The sequence below is a fragment of the Herminiimonas arsenitoxidans genome (assembly GCF_900130075.1).
Lineage (GTDB): Bacteria > Pseudomonadota > Gammaproteobacteria > Burkholderiales > Burkholderiaceae_D > Oxalicibacterium > Oxalicibacterium arsenitoxidans.
The window spans coordinates 3,376,114-3,393,095 of sequence record NZ_LT671418.1; the positions used below are offsets into that span (position 1 = coordinate 3,376,114).

Here is a 16,982-nt window from a genome sequence, read left to right on the forward strand (position 1 = left end):
AAGGGATGAGGGCTGAAAAATAGGCATATTTTTAACAGTCAGCATTTAAACATATTTTCTTCACACTACGTGGCTGCAATGGCTACCGCGGCGAAAGCTCCTGGATTGCCGAAAGCGGGGAAGAGAGGGCGCTGCCGTGTTAAAATCTTACGATTTGCCGGATCGCCCGTTACTAAGCATTAATGCTTAAGCGATTCTTCATTCAAAACCCCTAGCCAAAGACCAGACGAACCGCCAATGGATCAATTCGCTAAAGAAACAATCCCTATTTCACTCGAAGAAGAGATGCGCAAGAGTTACCTTGATTACGCAATGAGCGTAATCGTAGGCCGCGCATTGCCCGATGTGCGCGACGGCTTGAAGCCAGTGCATCGCCGGGTGTTGTTTGCCATGCATGAGATGAACAATGTGTGGAATCGCCCGTTCGTAAAGTGCGCACGTGTGGTCGGTGAGACCATGGGTAAATACCATCCACACGGTGACGCGTCGATTTACGACACGCTGGTGCGTATGGCTCAGCCATTTTCGCTGCGTTACATGTTGGTCGATGGCCAGGGTAACTTCGGTTCCATCGACGGCGATAATGCCGCTGCGATGCGTTATACCGAGTGCCGCTTGGATAAGATCGCTGGCGAATTGCTGGCTGATCTGGACAAGGAAACCGTCGATTTCGTGCCTAACTATGACGGCAAGGAAAAGGAACCATCGGTACTGCCGACGCGTATCCCTAACCTGCTGATCAACGGCTCGTCCGGTATCGCGGTCGGTATGGCGACGAATATCCCGCCGCACAATATTACTGAAGTCATTGATGGCGCTTTGCATGTATTGCGTAATGCAGATGCGACGGTCGATGAACTGATTGAAATCATCCCGGCACCAGATTTCCCTACGGGCGGCATCATTTATGGTGTGTCCGGTGTGCGCGATGGTTATCGCACTGGTCGCGGTCGCGTGGTGATGCGTGCGAAGACGCACTTCGAAGAATTCGGCAAGGAAAACCGCGCCGCGATCATCGTCGACGAGTTGCCGTACCAGGTAAACAAGAAGTCGCTGCTGGAACGCATTGCAGAATTGGTGCGTGACAAGAAGCTCGACGGTATCTCCGATATTCGCGACGAATCCGATAAATCGGGTATGCGTGTCGTGATCGAGTTGAAGCGTAATGAAGTGCCGGAAGTTGTACTGAACAATCTGTACAAACAGACTCAGTTGCAAGATACCTTCGGTATGAACATGGTCGCGTTGGTTGATGGTCAGCCGAAGTTGCTGAACCTGAAGCAGATGCTGGAATGCTTCCTGTCGCATCGTCGCGAAGTTGTTACGCGTCGTACCGTATTTGAATTGCGCAAAGCGCGCGAACGCGGTCACGTACTGGAAGGCTTGGCAGTTGCATTGGCCAACATCGATGATTTCATTGCGATCATCAAGGCTGCGCCTACACCACCAGTGGCTAAAGTTGATTTGATGTCGCGTGCCTGGGATTCGTCCGTGGTGCGTGAAATGCTGGCGCGTACCGGCGAAGAAGGCGTCGGTGGTGTGAATGCCTTCCGTCCGGAAAACCTGCCTAAGCATTATGGTATTCAGCCTGATGGTTTGTACAAGCTGTCCGACGATCAAGCACAGGAAATTTTGCAGATGCGTCTGCAACGCTTGACCGGTCTGGAACAAGACAAGATCGTCAATGAATACAAAGAAGTGATGTCGCAAATCGCCGATCTGCTGGATATCTTGGCGAAGCCTGAGCGTGTCACCGTCATCATCACTGATGAACTGACGGTAGCGAAAAATGAATACGGCATCGGTAATAAAGATGAACGTCGTTCGACCATCGAACTGAACGCAACTGATCTCGGCACTGAAGATTTGATCACGCCGCAAGATATGGTTGTGACCTTGTCGCATACCGGTTACATGAAATCGCAGCCGATTTCTGAATACCGCGCGCAAAAGCGTGGCGGTCGCGGCAAGCAAGCGATGGCAACCAAGGAAGACGATTGGATCGATCAACTCTTCATCGCCAATACGCATGACTACATTCTTTGCTTCAGCAATCGTGGTCGTTTGTACTGGTTGAAAGTATGGGAAGTGCCGCAAGGTTCGCGCAACTCGCGCGGCAAGCCTATCGTCAATATGTTCCCGTTGCAGGATGGCGAAAAAATCACCGTGATCTTGCCGATCTCCGGCGAGAACCGTACTTTCCCTGAAGATCATTACATCTTCATGGCAACCAGTCTCGGTACCGTGAAGAAAACATCGCTCAGCGATTTCAGCAATCCACGTAAGGCCGGCATCATCGCGGTCGATCTGGATGATGGCGACTTCCTGATCGGTGCTGCACTGACCGACGGCAAGCACGATGTCATGTTGTTCTCCGATTCCGGTAAGGCAGTGCGCTTTGACGAAAACGATGTGCGTCCTATGGGTCGTACGGCACGTGGCGTACGCGGTATGAATCTGGAAGAAGGCCAACAGGTTATCGCCTTGCTGGTTGCAGAGAATGAGCAGCAATCAGTTCTGACCGCGACTGAAAATGGTTACGGCAAACGTACGCCGATTACTGAATACACACGTCATGGCCGTGGTACCAAAGGCATGATTGCGATTCAGACTAGCGAACGTAACGGCAAAGTAGTAGCTGCGACTTTGGTAGAAGCTGCTGATGAAATCATGCTGATTACGACCGGTGGCGTATTGATACGCACCCGTGTTGCAGAAATCCGCGAAATGGGTCGTGCGACACAAGGCGTGACTCTGATTGCTGTCGAAGACGGCACCAAGCTGAGCGGCCTGCAACGCATACTTGAATCAGATATTGAAGAAGATCAATCCGGGGCGGAGGAAGCAGAATAATGAAGCGTGTGTTTAACTTTTCGCCGGGGCCAGCTGCATTGCCAAAAGAAGTAATCCAGCAGGCTGCGGATGAAATGACGAATTGGAGAGATAGCGGTTTGTCCGTGATGGAAATGAGTCATCGCGGTAAGGAATTTACAGAGATCCTGGAAACAACCAAGAACGATTTGCGTGCTTTGTTGGCAGTCCCGGATAACTACAAAATTCTGTTGATGCAAGGTGGCGCGATTGCTGAAAATGCGATTGTTCCCATGAACTTGGTCGGCAAAAAATCGCAGCCTGCAACTATCGATTTCGTTAACACCGGACATTGGTCTGCCAAGACTATTCATGAAGCGCACAAGTACGCAAAAGTGAATGTCGCCGCATCGTCGGAAGACAAGAACTTCACCTATGTCCCTGCGCGCGACACCTGGAAGCTGACGCCTGATGCAGCCTACGTGCATATCTGCACGAATGAAACCATAGGCGGCGTCGAGTTCGACTACACGCCGGATGTTGGCAATGTGCCTTTGGTGGCAGATATGTCGTCCAATATCTTGTCGCGTGAAATCGATATTTCGAAATACGCTGTGGTCTACGCTGGCGCGCAAAAGAATATCGGTCCTGCAGGTTTGACTATCGTGATCGCACGTGAAGATATGCTGGGTCATGCGTTGCCGATTTGCCCATCCGCATTTGACTGGAAAGAAGTGGCTGACCATGACTCCATGTTCAACACACCTCCGACCTATCCTATCTACATCGCCGGTTTGGTTTTTGCCAATCTGCGTCGTTTGGGCGGTGTTGCAGCGATGGAGAAAATCAATATCGAAAAATCGACATTGATGTACAACTATCTTGATTCGACCGATTTTTATAAAAACTCGGTATCGATTGCGAACCGTTCGCGCATGAATGTACCGTTTGTGTTGCATGATGCATCCTTGGATGCAAAATTCCTGGCTGAAGCAGCGCAAAACGATCTGGTGCAACTTAAAGGTCATAGTTCAGTCGGCGGCATGCGTGCGTCGATCTATAACGCGATGCCGCTTGAAGGTGTGCAAAAGCTGGTCGCGTTCATGAAAGACTTCGAGAAAAAGTACGGCTGATTTTTATTCAAATAAAAGATTGTTTGCATAACTATGACGACCGACGACAAGCTCAAACCACTGCGTGAACAGATCGATGCGATCGATGCGCAAATTCTCGATTTACTGAATCGGCGCGCACGCGTCGCGCAGGAAGTCGGCCACGTCAAGGCGGAGACCAACGCACCGGTCTTCCGTCCTGAGCGCGAAGCACAAGTGTTGCGCAGCGTGGCAGAACGCAACCCAGGGCCTTTGCTCGATACGGATATTCAAACCGTGTTCCGTGAAGTGATGTCGGCTTGTCGCGCACTGGAAAAACGCGTGACGGTTGCCTATCTTGGTCCAGTTGGCACTTTCAGCGAACAAGCGGTTTATCAGCAATTTGGTCGTGCAGTTGATGCGATGCCATGTGCGTCCATTGATGAAGTCTTCCGTGCAACGGAAGCTGGCACTGCCGACTTCGGCGTCGTACCTATCGAGAATTCGTCGGAAGGCGTGATCAATCGTACCCTCGACTTATTGTTGCAAACGACGTTGACCATCAGCGGCGAAGTATCGATACAGGTGAATCACAGCTTGATGACACGCACCGGTTCCATGACCGGCGTGAAAACCATCTGTGCGCATTCGCAGGCACTGGCGCAATGCCAAGTCTGGTTGAATCAAAATTACCCGAATATCGAACGCATGGCAGTTGCTTCCAATGGTGAAGCAGCGCGTCTGGCCGGTGAAGATCCAAGCATCGCTGCCATCGCCAGCGAAATCGCCGGGCAAAAATACAATCTGCAAGTCATCAAAGCACACATACAGGATGATCCGCACAATCGCACGCGCTTTGCGGTGATCGGTCGCCTGCAGACCTCTGCCAGCGGTAAAGATCAAACCTCATTGGTATTGTCGGTGCCGAACAAGGCGGGTGCTGTCTATAACTTGCTCGCACCTTTGGCCAAGCATGGCGTATCGATGACGCGTTTCGAATCGCGTCCGGCACGCATGGGTACGTGGGAATATTATTTCTACGTCGATGTGGAAGGCCATCTGCAAGACGCCAAGGTTGAAAATGCCTTGAAAGAATTAAAAGACAACGCAGCATTTTTTAAAGTGCTGGGTTCGTATCCATTCAGTTTGTGATGTGTTGCGGACGCTGCTTGGCGGTGTCCGACTTTGCCTCAGACGTGATTTATTTTGGAATCTTCTATGTCAATTAAGTTTGGTCCTGACTACGTTCGTGCGATTGCGCCTTATCAGGGCGGCCGTCCGATTGCTGAAGTCGCGCGTGAATTCGGCCTCGATGAAGCAAAAATCGTCAAACTCGCTTCGAATGAAAATCCTCTCGGTATGCCTGAGTCTGCCAAGCAGGCGATGGCTGCAGCAATAGCCGATGCCGGTCGCTATCCAGATGGAAACGGCTTCGCATTAAAAGCGGCGATTACGGCTAAATACGGTGTGCCTGCTGAGTGGATTACCTTGGGCAACGGCAGCAATGACATTCTTGAATTGGCCGCGCATGCCTTTGTGCAGCCTGGTCAATCGGTGATCTATGCGCAGTACTCATTTGCGGTTTATCCATTGGCGACGCAAGCTGTTGGTGGTCGCTCACTGGTGATTGCAGCCAAGGATTTCGGGCACGATTTGGATGCGATGGCGGATGCGATTGAAGCGGATACGCGTTTGATTTTTGTCGCTAATCCAAATAATCCAACCGGCACCTTTATTCCGGGTGCTGAGATTGAAGCTTTCCTCAAGCGCGTGCCACCAGATGTGGTGGTAATACTGGATGAGGCTTATACCGAATTCCTCGCGCCGGAGCAGCAATATGACTCCATCGGCTGGGTTGCGCAGTATCCGAACTTGCTGGTTTCCCGTTCCATGTCCAAGGTCTACGGTCTGGCCGGTTTGCGTATTGGTTATGGCATTGCGCAGGCTGGCATTACCGATTTGCTGAACCGTATACGTCAGCCTTTCAATGTGAACTCGCTGGCGCAAGCCGCCGCGATCGCTGCCTTGAATGACCATGCTTTCGTACAAAAAAGTGCGCAGCTGAATGCCGCTGGTTATCGCCAGTTGACGCAGGCTTTCGATGAATTGAAGCTACGCTATTTGCCATCTTCCGGCAACTTTGTCATGGTCAAGGTTGGCGATGATGATGGTGCGGGTGCACGCGTCAATCTGGCTTTGCTGAAACAGGGCGTGATCGTGCGTCCGGTTGGCAACTATGGTTTGCCGCAATGGTTGCGCATATCCATAGGACTGGAAGAAGAAAACGCGATCTTTATCGCTGCTCTGAAAAAAGCTCTGGCCTGATTTTTACAGTATTTATCTCAGTTCGTTTCTAAGCTGAACCGATCAACCGTTTTCTTGTGCTCTCGTGCTTAAAAAAATCGTCATCTTTGGAGTAGGTTTGATCGGTGGATCGTTTGCGCGCGCTTTGCGCCAAGCGGACGCGGTCGAACAAATCGTGGGTGTGGGCCGCACTGCGGCGCCTCTGCAACGTGCCAAAGAGTTGGGCATTATCGATGTCGCCAGTACTTCAGTGGAAGAAGCATTGCGTGATGCCGACTTGGTATTGTTGGCAGCGCCGGTAGCGCAAACGGCCGCCATTCTGAAGTCGATCAAGCCGTATTTGCAGGCGGGTACTGTCGTGACCGATGCAGGCAGTATCAAGGGTGAAGTCGTTGCGACTGCGCGTGCAGTACTAGGTGAGAAGATTGCGCAATTCGTCCCTGGGCATCCGATTGCAGGATTGGAAGCGAATGGACCGGAAGCTGCGATTGCCGATCTATATGTAGGCAAGAAGGTTGTGTTGACGCCTTTGGCCGAGAATTCGGCTGCTGACGTCGCATTGGTGGCGCAAGCTTGGCAGCAATGCGGTGCGATCATCCATCAGCTGACGCCAGAAAATCACGATGCTGTGTTTGCTGCGGTCAGTCATTTGCCGCACTTGCTGGCGTATGCCTTGGTGGACGATATTGCGAACAAGCCGCATGCCGATTTATTGTTCCAATATGCGGCTAGCGGTTTCCGTGACTTCACACGTATTGCCGGTTCTTCGCCGGAAATGTGGCGCGATATCAGTCTGTCGAATCAAGATGCAATATTAAATGAGCTGGACGCATACATCGCTCAGTTGACGCGCTTCCGTGCGCAGTTGGCGGCGAAAGATGGCGAAGCAATGCAGGCAATGTTTGCGAATGCACAGCGTGCGCGCCAGAACTGGCAGCGCAGCATAGAAACGGCTGAACCTCCTCAGCCCAAACCAGATGGCGATGAATGAAACACTATCCGCATTATCTTGATCTGAAACCGGCAATGCACGCGAAAGGCGTGGTGCGTTTGCCTGGTTCTAAAAGTATTTCCAATCGTACTTTGCTGTTGGCTGCGCTGGCGAACGGTACGACTCACATCAAGGATTTACTCGCTTCCGACGATACGCATGTGATGCTGATGGCTTTGCAAAAGCTAGGCGTCAAATGGGAACAAATCGGCGAGTCGCAGGATTATGTCGTGCACGGCGTGAACGGCGTTTTCCCTGTACATCAGGCTGATTTGTTCATGGGTAATGCTGGTACCGCCATTCGTCCGTTGACGGCAGCATTGGCTGTTACTGGGGGCGATTACACACTGCATGGCGTAGCGCGTATGCACGAACGTCCTATCGGTGATTTGGTCGATGCCTTGAATGCCATCGGTACGCATATCGAATACACCGGTGAGCCGGGCTATCCGCCACTGCATATCCAACGCAGTCTTATTCATGCACATCAGATGTCGGTGCGCGGCAATGTGTCCAGCCAATTTCTGACTGCATTGTTAATGGCTGCGCCTTTGATGGCGCGCGAGCAGGATGTAACGATCACCGTGATCGGTGAACTGATTTCCAAGCCGTATATTGAAATTACGCTGAACCTGATTCAACGCTTTGGCGTAGAAGTACAGCGCAATGGCTGGCAGACGTTCACGATTAAAGCAGGGCAGCGTTATGTCAGTCCTGGCACCATTCATGTGGAAGGTGATGCTTCATCGGCATCCTACTTCCTTGCGGCCGGTGCGATTGCTGGTGGTCCGGTGCGTGTCGAAGGCGTGGGTAAAAACAGTATTCAAGGCGATGTGCGTTTTGTTGAAGCGCTGGAACAAATGGGCGCGACCATACGCATGGGTGACAACTGGATAGAAGCGGAATCGAATGGCGTCTTGCGCGCGATCGATGCCGATTTCAATCACATCCCTGATGCTGCAATGACGATTGCGGTTGCCGCTCTGTATGCCGACGGTCCTAGTACTTTGCGTAATATCGCCAGTTGGCGCGTGAAGGAAACCGATCGCATCAGCGCAATGGCGACTGAATTGCGCAAGTTGGGTGCGATTGTGGAAGAGGGTGACGACTACCTGAAGGTAACGCCGCCGGCAGAGATACAAGCAGCAGCGATCGATACTTACGATGATCACAGGATGGCGATGTGCTTTTCGCTGGCGACGCTGGATGGCGCTGCGCGTCGTGGTAACAGGGTGCGTATCAACGATCCGCAATGTGTGGCCAAGACTTTCCCTGAGTACTTCGAGGCCTTTGCCAAGATTGCCGAAGACAGCTTGTTTTAATGCGTGGCGAGATGCAGCAATCATCTCGCCATGAATTTATTTCTCCCAACGACTCTGGTTCTGCGCCTTAGTTGTATTTTTGACACACTCCTGAAATGACATCCACTCCATCTTCCGCCATTCCTGTCATCGCTATTGACGGTCCTACCGCTTCCGGCAAAGGCACGGTTGCGCAACTGGTCGCGACTGAATTGGGTTTCCACTACCTTGATTCCGGCGCTCTGTATCGCCTGACGGCCTTGTCTGCGCTGTATCGCGGCATTGCGCTGGACGATGAGCAAGCTTTGGCTAAATCGGTGGAAACCCTCAATTGCGGCTTCAAAGATGGCAACATCTTCCTCGATCGTGAAAATGTCACGATGTCGATACGTGCGGAAGAAGTTGGTAATACAGCATCAAAAATTGCCGCTTTGCCGGCTGTGCGCAAGGCCTTGGTTGATTTGCAACTGCGTTTCCGTGAAGCACCAGGCCTGATTGCCGATGGGCGCGACATGGGTACCGTGATTTTCCCTGATGCGGAGCTGAAGGTCTTCCTGACTGCCAGTGCTGAAGCGCGGGCGGAAAGACGTTATAAGCAATTGATTGACAAGGGATTTTCTGCTAATATAGAAGACCTTCTGAAGGATTTGAACGAGCGGGATGCACGCGATGCGAATCGCGCAGTTGCTCCGCTCAAGCCCGCAGAAGGGGCGTATTTGCTAGATACCTCGAATTTAACCGTGCAGCAGGCGGTAGATCAGGTGCTGGCCTGGTATGCAGATCTGAATAAATAAAGCTGTTTGTTGTAGAAGTACCTGGTGTCTGTCCAGACGCAAAGTCTGGCAGGCGTTGAAAAACCTAACCCATTATTCGTTCGCTTTGTTTTTTATACGACAAATCGATTAACCACGAATTCTGGTCAACTTGTATTAATCATCTTATGACTACTGTTGTCACCTCAATCCAAGATACACCTGTTGGTATGGAAAGTTTTGCCGCTCTTTTTGAAGAATCGTTGTCACGTCAGGACATGCGTTCTGGTGAAGTGATTTCGGCTGAAGTTGTCCGCCTCGACCATAACTTCGTTATCGTCAACGCTGGCTTGAAGTCGGAAGCATTTATTCCAATCGAAGAATTCAAAAACGACAATGGCGAACTCGAAGTCAACGTTGGCGATTTTATTTCCGTCGCTATTGAATCCCTCGAAAACGGCTTTGGCGACACAATCTTGTCGCGCGACAAGGCTAAGCGCCTGGCGTCGTGGCTCTCGCTCGAAAAAGCGATGGAGTCTGGCGAAATCGTTGTCGGTACCGTTAACGGTAAAGTCAAAGGCGGTCTGACCGTTTTGACCAATGGCATCCGCGCATTCTTGCCGGGTTCGCTGGTTGATACACGTCCTGTCAAAGACACGACCCCATTCGAAGGCAAAACACTCGAATTCAAAGTTATCAAACTCGATCGCAAACGTAACAACGTTGTGCTGTCGCGTCGCGCTGTCATCGAAGCATCGATGGGCGAAGAGCGTCAAAAACTGATGGAAACCTTGAAAGAAGGCACCATCGTTACTGGCGTTGTTAAAAACATCACCGACTACGGCGCGTTCGTGGATCTGGGCGGTATCGATGGTCTGTTGCACATCACCGATTTGGCATGGCGTCGTGTGCGTCATCCTTCGGAAGTACTCACCGTCGGCCAAGAAATCACCGCAAAAGTCCTCAAGTACGATCAAGAGAAAAACCGCGTTTCGCTGGGCGTCAAGCAATTGGGCGACGATCCATGGACCGGTCTGTCACGTCGTTACCCACAAGGCACACGTCTGTTCGGTAAAGTCACTAACCTGACCGACTACGGCTCGTTCGTTGAAGTTGAACAAGGCATCGAAGGCCTGGTTCACGTTTCCGAAATGGACTGGACCAACAAAAACGTGGCACCAAACAAAGTCGTTCAATTGGGCGATGAAGTTGAAGTCATGGTTCTGGAAATCGACGAAGAACGTCGTCGTATCAGCCTCGGCATGAAACAGTGCAAAGCTAATCCATGGGACGACTTCGCTGTCACCCACAAGAAAGGTGACAAAGTCCGCGGCGCGATCAAATCGATCACCGACTTCGGCGTGTTCATCGGTCTGGCTGGCAACATCGACGGTCTGGTTCACTTGTCGGATCTGTCTTGGACAGAAACAGGCGAAGAAGCTGTTCGTCGCTTCAAGAAAGGCGATGAGCTGGAAGCAATCGTGTTGGCAATCGACGTGGAACGTGAACGCGTATCCCTCGGCGTTAAACAACTCGAAGGCGACCCATTCAACAACTTCGCTGCAATGAACGACAAAGGCGCGTTGGTTACTGGTACCGTTAAATCGGTTGAGCCTAAAGGCGCAGTGATTCAATTGTCCGAAGAAGTTGAAGGCTACTTGCGCGCTTCCGAAATCTCCCGCGACCGCGTGGAAGATGCTGGTACGCACCTGAAAGTCGGCGACACTGTTGAAGCGATGGTTATCAACGTTGACCGCAAAGCACGCGGCATCCAACTGTCGATCAAAGCTAAAGACAATGTTGAAACGCAAGAAGCAATGCAAAAAATGTCGTCGGATTCGAACGCTGCATCCGGTACGACCAGCCTCGGCGCATTGCTGAAAGCTAAGCTCGATAACAGCAAGAACTAAGTAATCGTCAATGACAAAGTCGGAGCTCATTGCTCGCTTGGCTGAGCGTTATCCACAACTGGTAGCTAAGGATGCGGATTACGCGGTCAAAACCATACTTGATGCAATGTCTGATGCCTTGGCAACCGGACAGCGCATCGAGATACGTGGTTTTGGCAGCTTTGCACTCAATAGCCGCCCACCGCGTATTGGTCGCAACCCTAAGTCGGGTGACAAGGTGATGGTTCCGGAAAAACGGGTACCGCACTTCAAACCGGGCAAGCAGTTGCGTGAGCGTGTGGATGCGATGGTCGGGCAACCGATTATCGAAGACTGAGTTGTTTGTAACGAAATAAGGACGGCATCTTCGGATGCCGTTTTTTTTCACGTACAATTTCGTTAATCTATTGCTGTGTCAAACTGATCGGATGTTTTTGCCTGATCTGTTCAATAAAAGGAATGTGCGCCATGAAAATCCTTCTTAGAATCCTTGCTGTCGTACTTTTCGTCGTGTTCTTCGGTTTTGCCTTGAAGAATACGCAGGAAGTTTCCCTGCAGTTTTTCCTTGGTTACGAAATACGTGGGCCGCTGGTTCTTTTATTGTTGGGTTTCTTTGCAGGTGGTGCAGCGCTGGGTGTGTTGGCGATGACGCCGACGGTATTCCGTCACCGTCGTGAGCTGGCAAAGCATAAGAAGACGATTGCCGCGATACAAAAAGAAGTACAAGAACAAGCATTGGCGAAGTCGCAGCCGCCACAACCGGACGCCGTGATTCATCTTTGAGTCGCGTGTCTTTTTCAGTCATTTGATTACTCTCTACAACACAACATTGCATGGAATTTGAAACTTGGTGGTTGCTTGCCATTCCAGCCTTTTTTACCTTGGGCTGGATTGCTGCGCGCGTTGATATCAAACAGTTGGTTTCTGAATCGCGCAGCCTGCCGCGCGGCTATTTCAAGGGTTTGAATTTCCTGTTGAACGAGCAGCCCGATAAAGCGATTGATGCTTTTATCGAGATCGTTAAATTGGATCCGGAAACTGCAGAGCTGCATTTTGCCCTCGGTAATTTGTTCCGCCGCCGCGGTGAAACTGAGCGTGCTATTCGCGTGCACCAAAATTTGCTGGCACGCCCCGATTTGCCGCAAGAGCACAAGGTGCATGCGCAATACGAATTAGGTCAGGATTATCTAAACGCGGGTTTGCTTGATCGCGCAGAAGAAACTTTCAATCTACTGATCGATACGCAATACAGCGCGCAAGCGCGACGTGCGTTGCTGGAAATTTATCAGCGTGAAAAGGAATGGGAGCGCGCCATCGAAGCAGCACAAGGCTTGCAGGAGTCGGGTGCAGGCGGACGTCAGAAGGAAGTGGCGCAGTTCTATTGCGAACTCGCACAGGATGAGCTGGTGCACACACATCCTGATGCAGCGATTACTTTGCTGGAAAAAGCACTGGCAGCCGATCGTAAAAATGTGCGCGCGACTATTCTGCTGGGCGATGCGCAATTGGCCAAAGGTGATATCGAATCAGCGTTGCTGACCTGGCGTCGTGTCGAGCATCAGAGCGTGCCGCATGTGGCTTTGGTTGCGCAGCGCTTGATGGATGGTTACCGTGCTGTAGGGCGTGCGCAGGAAGGCGCTAATCTGCTGAAGTTCTATCTGGCTGAAGCGTCATCTATCGATTTGATCGATGTCGTATTCAAGGCGGTGCTGGAGCTGGAAGGTGTAGACGCAGCAACGCAACTGGTCAGTGATGAATTACGTCGTACGCCTACTTTGCTGGGGCTGGATAAATTGCTGGAAGCGCGTTTGATGGATGCGCCGCCAGAGATGCGCTCAGAATTGTCCATGGTCCAGAATCTGGTGCATGGCTATACGCAAAAACTGGCGCGCTATCAATGCAGCCATTGTGGTTTCAAGGCGCGTCAATATTATTGGCAATGCCCAGGCTGCAGCAAATGGGAAACTTATCCGCCGCGTCGTACCGAAGAACTGAATGTAATGAACTGATTTTCCGGCTATCTGATTGCTAGTAATACTTCTAATCAGATAGCCAAATCTCTCCGCAAGTCTTGCCTTTCCAGGCGATCTTCATAAAACGATGTAATTATCTAAATGACATTTGAATTTAAATGTCGTTATACTTCAATTAATTTATTGTGCGTTTAATAATAAATTATGGCGGAGAGCATCGCCATTCCTAGCATTTTCACAAATTGACTGGAGATATTCAATGTTAAAGAAATTATTGCTGGCTATTGCAATGACCCTTGCATCGATAAGCTTTGCGTTTGCGGATGTGGATGTTAACAAGGCTGACCAAGCCGCACTTGATGGAATCAAAGGTATAGGTCCGGCTACATCGAAGGCGATTCTGGATGAGCGTAAAAAAGGCGGAAATTTTAAGGATTGGGCTGACCTGGAAGCACGCGTGAAAGGCATAGGCGATAAAAATTCGGATAAATTTTCACAAGCCGGCTTAACCGTGGGTGGCGTTTCCAAGCCGAATGCCGGCAAACCTGCCGCGCAGAAGCCTGCAGCGAAAACCGATACTGGCACCAAAACAGACGCATCCAAGTCTACGGCTAAATCTGATACAGCCAAGCCTGCTGCCAAAACGGATACATCTAAACCTGTGACCAAAGCAGATACGTCCAAGGCGACTGCTAAAACCGATACATCCAAACCGGCAGCTGCTAAAACGAGCGATACGAAAAGCACACCGGCAAAGCCGTAACGAAGAGAGCAAGCGTTTACAGTAGTGCTTGAAGGCGTAGCCCCTACAATGCAGATTGCAGGGGCTTTTTGCTGTGCGCCTGGTTTTGATCGAGTTTGTACGCGTGATGGCATCTGCGATTAAAATGACGTTTTCCCAGACACAGTAGCCAAGCACTCACTATGCAATATTTGACCATTGAAGACACCATCGGCAATACACCTTTAGTGCAAATCAAACGACTGGCCGGCGAAGATGCTGCGCGTCGCAACAATATTATTCTCGGCAAGCTTGAAGGGAATAATCCGGCAGGTTCGGTCAAGGACAGACCTGCCTTGTCGATGATCAAACATGCAGAAGAGCGCGGTGATATCAAGCCAGGCGACACTTTGATCGAAGCGACCAGCGGCAATACCGGTATTGCGTTGGCGATGGTAGCGGCGATGCGCGGTTACAAGATGATTTTGCTGATGCCAGAGAACTTGAGCGAAGAGCGCCGCCAAGCAATGGCAGCGTATGGCGCAAAGATCGTATTGACGCCGAAAACGGGCGGCATGGAATATGCCCGCGATCTGGCTGAGCAAATGCAAAAGAATGGCGAAGGGCTGATTCTTGACCAGTTTGCCAATCCAGATAATCCTCGCGCGCATTACGAAACCACCGGGCCGGAAATCTGGCGCGATACTGGCGGGAAAATCACGCACTTTGTCAGTGCCATGGGGACCACAGGCACGATCATTGGTGTATCGGAATATCTGAAAGAACAGAATCCGGATATCAAGATCATCGGCGTGCAGCCGGATGAAGGTTCACAAATCCCGGGAATCAGAAAATGGCCGGAAGCTTATCTGCCAAAAATCTATGATTCGAGCAAAGTCGACCAGCTTGAATACGTGAGCCAAGCCGTTGCCGAACAAATGGCACGGCGTTTAGCGATAGAAGAGGGGATTTTTTGCGGGATTTCAGCTGCGGGCGCGTGTGAAGTTGCGCTCAGAATTTCTCAAACTGTAGAGAATGCAACAGTAGTCTTCATCGTCTGCGATAGAGGCGATCGTTACCTTTCAACAGGCGTATTCCCAGCCTAAACCGGAAATACGCTGTCTATACGGCAGTATTACTCGTGCGATTCGGTCGCAACGCCTTCTTTAGGCTTGAATTGCTTGTCGCTGATACGGAATTTATCGCGACGATCGCCCATCAGAATACGCAGATCGCGAATACTTAAATCGCTCACCTCGTGCATGCGAATCAGCAAGGATGCGCCAACCGGCAAACGGCGGTGGCGAATTTTGCTGATTACTGGCGGGGCGACTTCCAGTGCGCGCGACAGAGCCGCATCATTTTTCAGATGCAGTCTTTCAATCAACGAGTCCAGCAGATGATTGGGATCGTACGCAACTTGATCTGCGAGTCGGTTACTAGTCATTTGGCTATCCGGAGTAGTCATAATATCTTCGATTTCAAAATGTCAAACGTGGGATCGGGAAATGCAAATTGTGTTGCAATTTCGACGGCTACTGATTGGAGTCTTGTCACATTAGTAAAGTTGCAGGCGGCGACGACTTTTTCAAGGCTATATATGAAAAAATTAACTATATGCAATCAATATAGCAAGAAATTTCAAAAAAGCAATTACAACTCAGTGTACTTTTGGCCTCACAATTGGCTAAGAGTTCCATCAAACAATCTTTTCTTTTTGAGAAAAGTAGCGTTATTGAAATTTTATTCTTTTCTGCCTGAATTCACCAAAAAATCCTTAAAAATCAACGCTTGTTGTTGTTTTAAGGAATGATTCTTTTTGGCAACATTCTCTGTTAAATAATACTTGTATGTTATTCCGTGTTTCAGCGCGGTGGTGTGACCAAATGTAAATTTTGCCAACCTTCTATTCCGAGTCCGCGCAGCGTTTCCATGTTCTTTTCGTATATATCTTCCGCTTCCGGGAAGGCTTCGACGGCGCGTTCGATGCTCGACTCTCGTAATAAATGCAAAATCGGGTAAGGCGAACGATTCGTATAGTTTTCGATATCGTCGGCCTTGGTTCCGGCAAATTGGTAGTCAGGATGGAAGCTGGCAATTTGAATTTCGCCGTCCAATTCCAGTTTCTCGATAGCAGCATCGGCAAGATCGAGAAAATCGTTATAGTCCAGAAAATCCCCCAACACCTTAGGCAGGATCAGCAAAGTCGTATCGACAGCAGCAGGATCGCTGGCGTGCAAAATTTGCAATTCCGCTTCCAGCTCCTCCAGCAAGGCATCTACCTCAGTGGTTTCGCTGACCGTATAGCGGATTTGGTTTTTGACGTAGACGGATTTGGCAAACGGACAGAGATTCAAGCCGATAACGGCTTTCTCTATCCACGCTTGCGTGGCCGCGACAATTGCATCGTGTTGAGTTGTTTGCATGCAGGACATCCTGTTATTAGTCTTCTATTTTAAACGTTTGTAGCAATTTCCATGTTACTGCCGTGTCAGTTAAAAAATGTCGCCATGCGATAGGCGGATCGGCTATTCTTGCCACCGTTCCGCGCTATCGCGACATTTTCATCAAAGTAGAATTCATGGCACTTAAATCAACTATCTTCAAAGCCGATCTGCAAATTGCCGATATGGACAGGCAATACTACGATGGTCACACGCTGACGATTGCGCGTCATCCATCGGAAACGGATGAACGCATGATGGTCAGGATTCTGGCCTTTGTATTACATGCCAATGAGGCACTTGCATTCGGTAAAGGCTTGAGTGCGGATGATGAGCCTGACTTGTGGCAAAAGGATTTGACTGGTGCGATCGATCTCTGGATAGAAGTTGGTCAGCCGGACGACAAGCGCATCATGAAGGCTTGTGGTCGTTCCAATCGCGTCATCATCTATAGCTATAGCAGCATGAGCAATATTTGGTGGAATCAAATCGCCAACAAGGTCGACCGCGCAAAGAATCTAAGTGTATTTAATCTGCCGGCGGCAACCAGCCAGGCACTAGCCAAACTTGCACAGCGTAATATGCAATTGCAGTGCACGATCCAGGATGCACAAGTCTGGATTAACGGCGATGGCGAATCAATCCAGATTGATTTGACTTGCTTGAAAGCGCCAGCGAACGCAGCGCGTTGATCAGTGGCCGCCA

General features: G+C 50.3%; 16 protein-coding genes. 14 read left to right on the forward strand and 2 right to left on the reverse strand.

What is annotated here, in order from left to right; all coding sequences use genetic code 11:
• The first annotated feature begins 237 nt into the window (after nt 1-237).
• The 13 genes from gyrA (at nt 238) to cysM (ending at nt 14,939) form a co-directional block, all read left to right on the forward strand.
• Complete coding sequence (gyrA, locus tag BQ6873_RS15985; RefSeq protein WP_076593550.1) at nt 238-2,853, forward strand: DNA gyrase subunit A; 2,616 nt, start codon at nt 238-240, stop codon at nt 2,851-2,853.
• Nucleotides 2,853-3,944, forward strand: coding sequence for a 3-phosphoserine/phosphohydroxythreonine transaminase (serC, locus tag BQ6873_RS15990; protein WP_076593551.1), 1,092 nt, complete (start codon nt 2,853-2,855; stop codon nt 3,942-3,944). The genes gyrA and serC overlap by 1 nt, the downstream gene beginning before the upstream one ends.
• Before the next feature lie 33 nt (nt 3,945-3,977).
• On the forward strand, nt 3,978-5,054 hold the full coding sequence (gene pheA / locus BQ6873_RS15995) for a prephenate dehydratase (protein ID WP_076593552.1): 1,077 nt from the start codon (nt 3,978-3,980) through the stop codon (nt 5,052-5,054).
• 66 nt (nt 5,055-5,120) lie between these two features.
• Complete coding sequence (gene hisC, locus BQ6873_RS16000; RefSeq protein ID WP_076593553.1) at nt 5,121-6,227, forward strand: histidinol-phosphate transaminase; 1,107 nt, start codon at nt 5,121-5,123, stop codon at nt 6,225-6,227.
• A gap of 64 nt (nt 6,228-6,291) precedes the next feature.
• On the forward strand, nt 6,292-7,197 hold the full coding sequence (locus BQ6873_RS16005; protein WP_076593554.1) for a prephenate dehydrogenase: 906 nt from the start codon (nt 6,292-6,294) through the stop codon (nt 7,195-7,197).
• Entirely contained in the window at nt 7,194-8,519 is a 1,326-nt protein-coding gene (gene aroA / locus BQ6873_RS16010) for a 3-phosphoshikimate 1-carboxyvinyltransferase (protein ID WP_076593555.1), read from the forward strand. Before BQ6873_RS16005 ends, aroA begins: the two co-directional genes overlap by 4 nt.
• A 95-nt stretch (nt 8,520-8,614) precedes the next feature.
• On the forward strand, nt 8,615-9,292 hold the full coding sequence (gene cmk, locus BQ6873_RS16015) for a (d)CMP kinase (protein WP_076593556.1): 678 nt from the start codon (nt 8,615-8,617) through the stop codon (nt 9,290-9,292).
• A gap of 188 nt (nt 9,293-9,480) precedes the next feature.
• Nucleotides 9,481-11,160, forward strand: coding sequence for a 30S ribosomal protein S1 (gene rpsA, locus BQ6873_RS16020; RefSeq protein ID WP_076593557.1), 1,680 nt, complete (start codon nt 9,481-9,483; stop codon nt 11,158-11,160).
• Nucleotides 11,161-11,170: 10 nt separating this feature from the next.
• Nucleotides 11,171-11,476: an integration host factor subunit beta gene (locus tag BQ6873_RS16025; RefSeq protein WP_011871954.1), complete on the forward strand. Its 306-nt coding sequence runs from the start codon at nt 11,171-11,173 to the stop codon at nt 11,474-11,476.
• Between the two features lie 131 nt (nt 11,477-11,607).
• The gene (locus BQ6873_RS16030; RefSeq protein WP_076593558.1) at nt 11,608-11,922 is read left to right on the forward strand and encodes a LapA family protein; all 315 of its coding nucleotides are present in this window, start codon (nt 11,608-11,610) and stop codon (nt 11,920-11,922) included.
• Between the two features lie 50 nt (nt 11,923-11,972).
• Nucleotides 11,973-13,148 (forward strand): lipopolysaccharide assembly protein LapB, encoded by a 1,176-nt coding sequence (gene lapB, locus BQ6873_RS16035; protein ID WP_076593559.1) that lies wholly within the window; start codon nt 11,973-11,975, stop codon nt 13,146-13,148.
• A gap of 223 nt (nt 13,149-13,371) precedes the next feature.
• Nucleotides 13,372-13,875 (forward strand): ComEA family DNA-binding protein, encoded by a 504-nt coding sequence (locus tag BQ6873_RS18380; RefSeq protein ID WP_076593560.1) that lies wholly within the window; start codon nt 13,372-13,374, stop codon nt 13,873-13,875.
• 161 nt (nt 13,876-14,036) lie between these two features.
• Entirely contained in the window at nt 14,037-14,939 is a 903-nt protein-coding gene (cysM, locus tag BQ6873_RS16045; protein WP_076593561.1) for a cysteine synthase CysM, read from the forward strand.
• A 29-nt stretch (nt 14,940-14,968) separates the two neighbouring features.
• Here the strand turns inward: cysM and BQ6873_RS16050 are convergent, their stop codons facing one another.
• Together BQ6873_RS16050 and BQ6873_RS16055 are read right to left on the reverse strand one after the other, a co-directional pair.
• The gene (locus BQ6873_RS16050; protein ID WP_407928066.1) at nt 14,969-15,280 is read right to left on the reverse strand and encodes a hypothetical protein; all 312 of its coding nucleotides are present in this window, start codon (nt 15,278-15,280) and stop codon (nt 14,969-14,971) included.
• Nucleotides 15,281-15,698: 418 nt separating this feature from the next.
• Nucleotides 15,699-16,259: a DUF1415 domain-containing protein gene (locus BQ6873_RS16055; RefSeq protein ID WP_076593563.1), complete on the reverse strand. Its 561-nt coding sequence runs from the start codon at nt 16,257-16,259 to the stop codon at nt 15,699-15,701.
• Between the two features lie 155 nt (nt 16,260-16,414).
• On the opposite strand from BQ6873_RS16055, the gene BQ6873_RS16060 reads away from it, so the two are divergent.
• Nucleotides 16,415-16,969 carry a YaeQ family protein gene (locus BQ6873_RS16060; protein ID WP_076594174.1) on the forward strand — a complete coding sequence of 185 codons (555 nt, stop codon included), beginning with the start codon at nt 16,415-16,417 and terminating at the stop codon, nt 16,967-16,969.
• Nucleotides 16,970-16,982: the final 13 nt, after the last annotated feature.

Excerpts from the sequence above, each read along its gene's own strand:
- cysM (WP_076593561.1), top strand. The coding sequence starts at position 14,037 with ATGCAATATTTGACCATTGAAGACACCATCGGCAATACACCTTTAGTG.
- BQ6873_RS16060 (WP_076594174.1), top strand. The coding sequence starts at position 16,415 with ATGGCACTTAAATCAACTATCTTCAAAGCCGATCTGCAAATTGCCGAT.
- BQ6873_RS16025 (WP_011871954.1), top strand. The coding sequence starts at position 11,171 with ATGACAAAGTCGGAGCTCATTGCTCGCTTGGCTGAGCGTTATCCACAA.
- cmk (WP_076593556.1), top strand. The coding sequence starts at position 8,615 with ATGACATCCACTCCATCTTCCGCCATTCCTGTCATCGCTATTGACGGT.
- hisC (WP_076593553.1), top strand. The coding sequence starts at position 5,121 with ATGTCAATTAAGTTTGGTCCTGACTACGTTCGTGCGATTGCGCCTTAT.
- BQ6873_RS16050 (WP_407928066.1), bottom strand. The coding sequence starts at position 15,280 with ATGACTAGTAACCGACTCGCAGATCAAGTTGCGTACGATCCCAATCAT.
- BQ6873_RS16055 (WP_076593563.1), bottom strand. The coding sequence starts at position 16,259 with ATGCAAACAACTCAACACGATGCAATTGTCGCGGCCACGCAAGCGTGG.
- rpsA (WP_076593557.1), top strand. The coding sequence starts at position 9,481 with ATGGAAAGTTTTGCCGCTCTTTTTGAAGAATCGTTGTCACGTCAGGAC.
- aroA (WP_076593555.1), top strand. The coding sequence starts at position 7,194 with ATGAAACACTATCCGCATTATCTTGATCTGAAACCGGCAATGCACGCG.
- BQ6873_RS16030 (WP_076593558.1), top strand. The coding sequence starts at position 11,608 with ATGAAAATCCTTCTTAGAATCCTTGCTGTCGTACTTTTCGTCGTGTTC.
- lapB (WP_076593559.1), top strand. The coding sequence starts at position 11,973 with ATGGAATTTGAAACTTGGTGGTTGCTTGCCATTCCAGCCTTTTTTACC.
- serC (WP_076593551.1), top strand. The coding sequence starts at position 2,853 with ATGAAGCGTGTGTTTAACTTTTCGCCGGGGCCAGCTGCATTGCCAAAA.
- BQ6873_RS18380 (WP_076593560.1), top strand. The coding sequence starts at position 13,372 with ATGTTAAAGAAATTATTGCTGGCTATTGCAATGACCCTTGCATCGATA.
- gyrA (WP_076593550.1), top strand. The coding sequence starts at position 238 with ATGGATCAATTCGCTAAAGAAACAATCCCTATTTCACTCGAAGAAGAG.
- pheA (WP_076593552.1), top strand. The coding sequence starts at position 3,978 with ATGACGACCGACGACAAGCTCAAACCACTGCGTGAACAGATCGATGCG.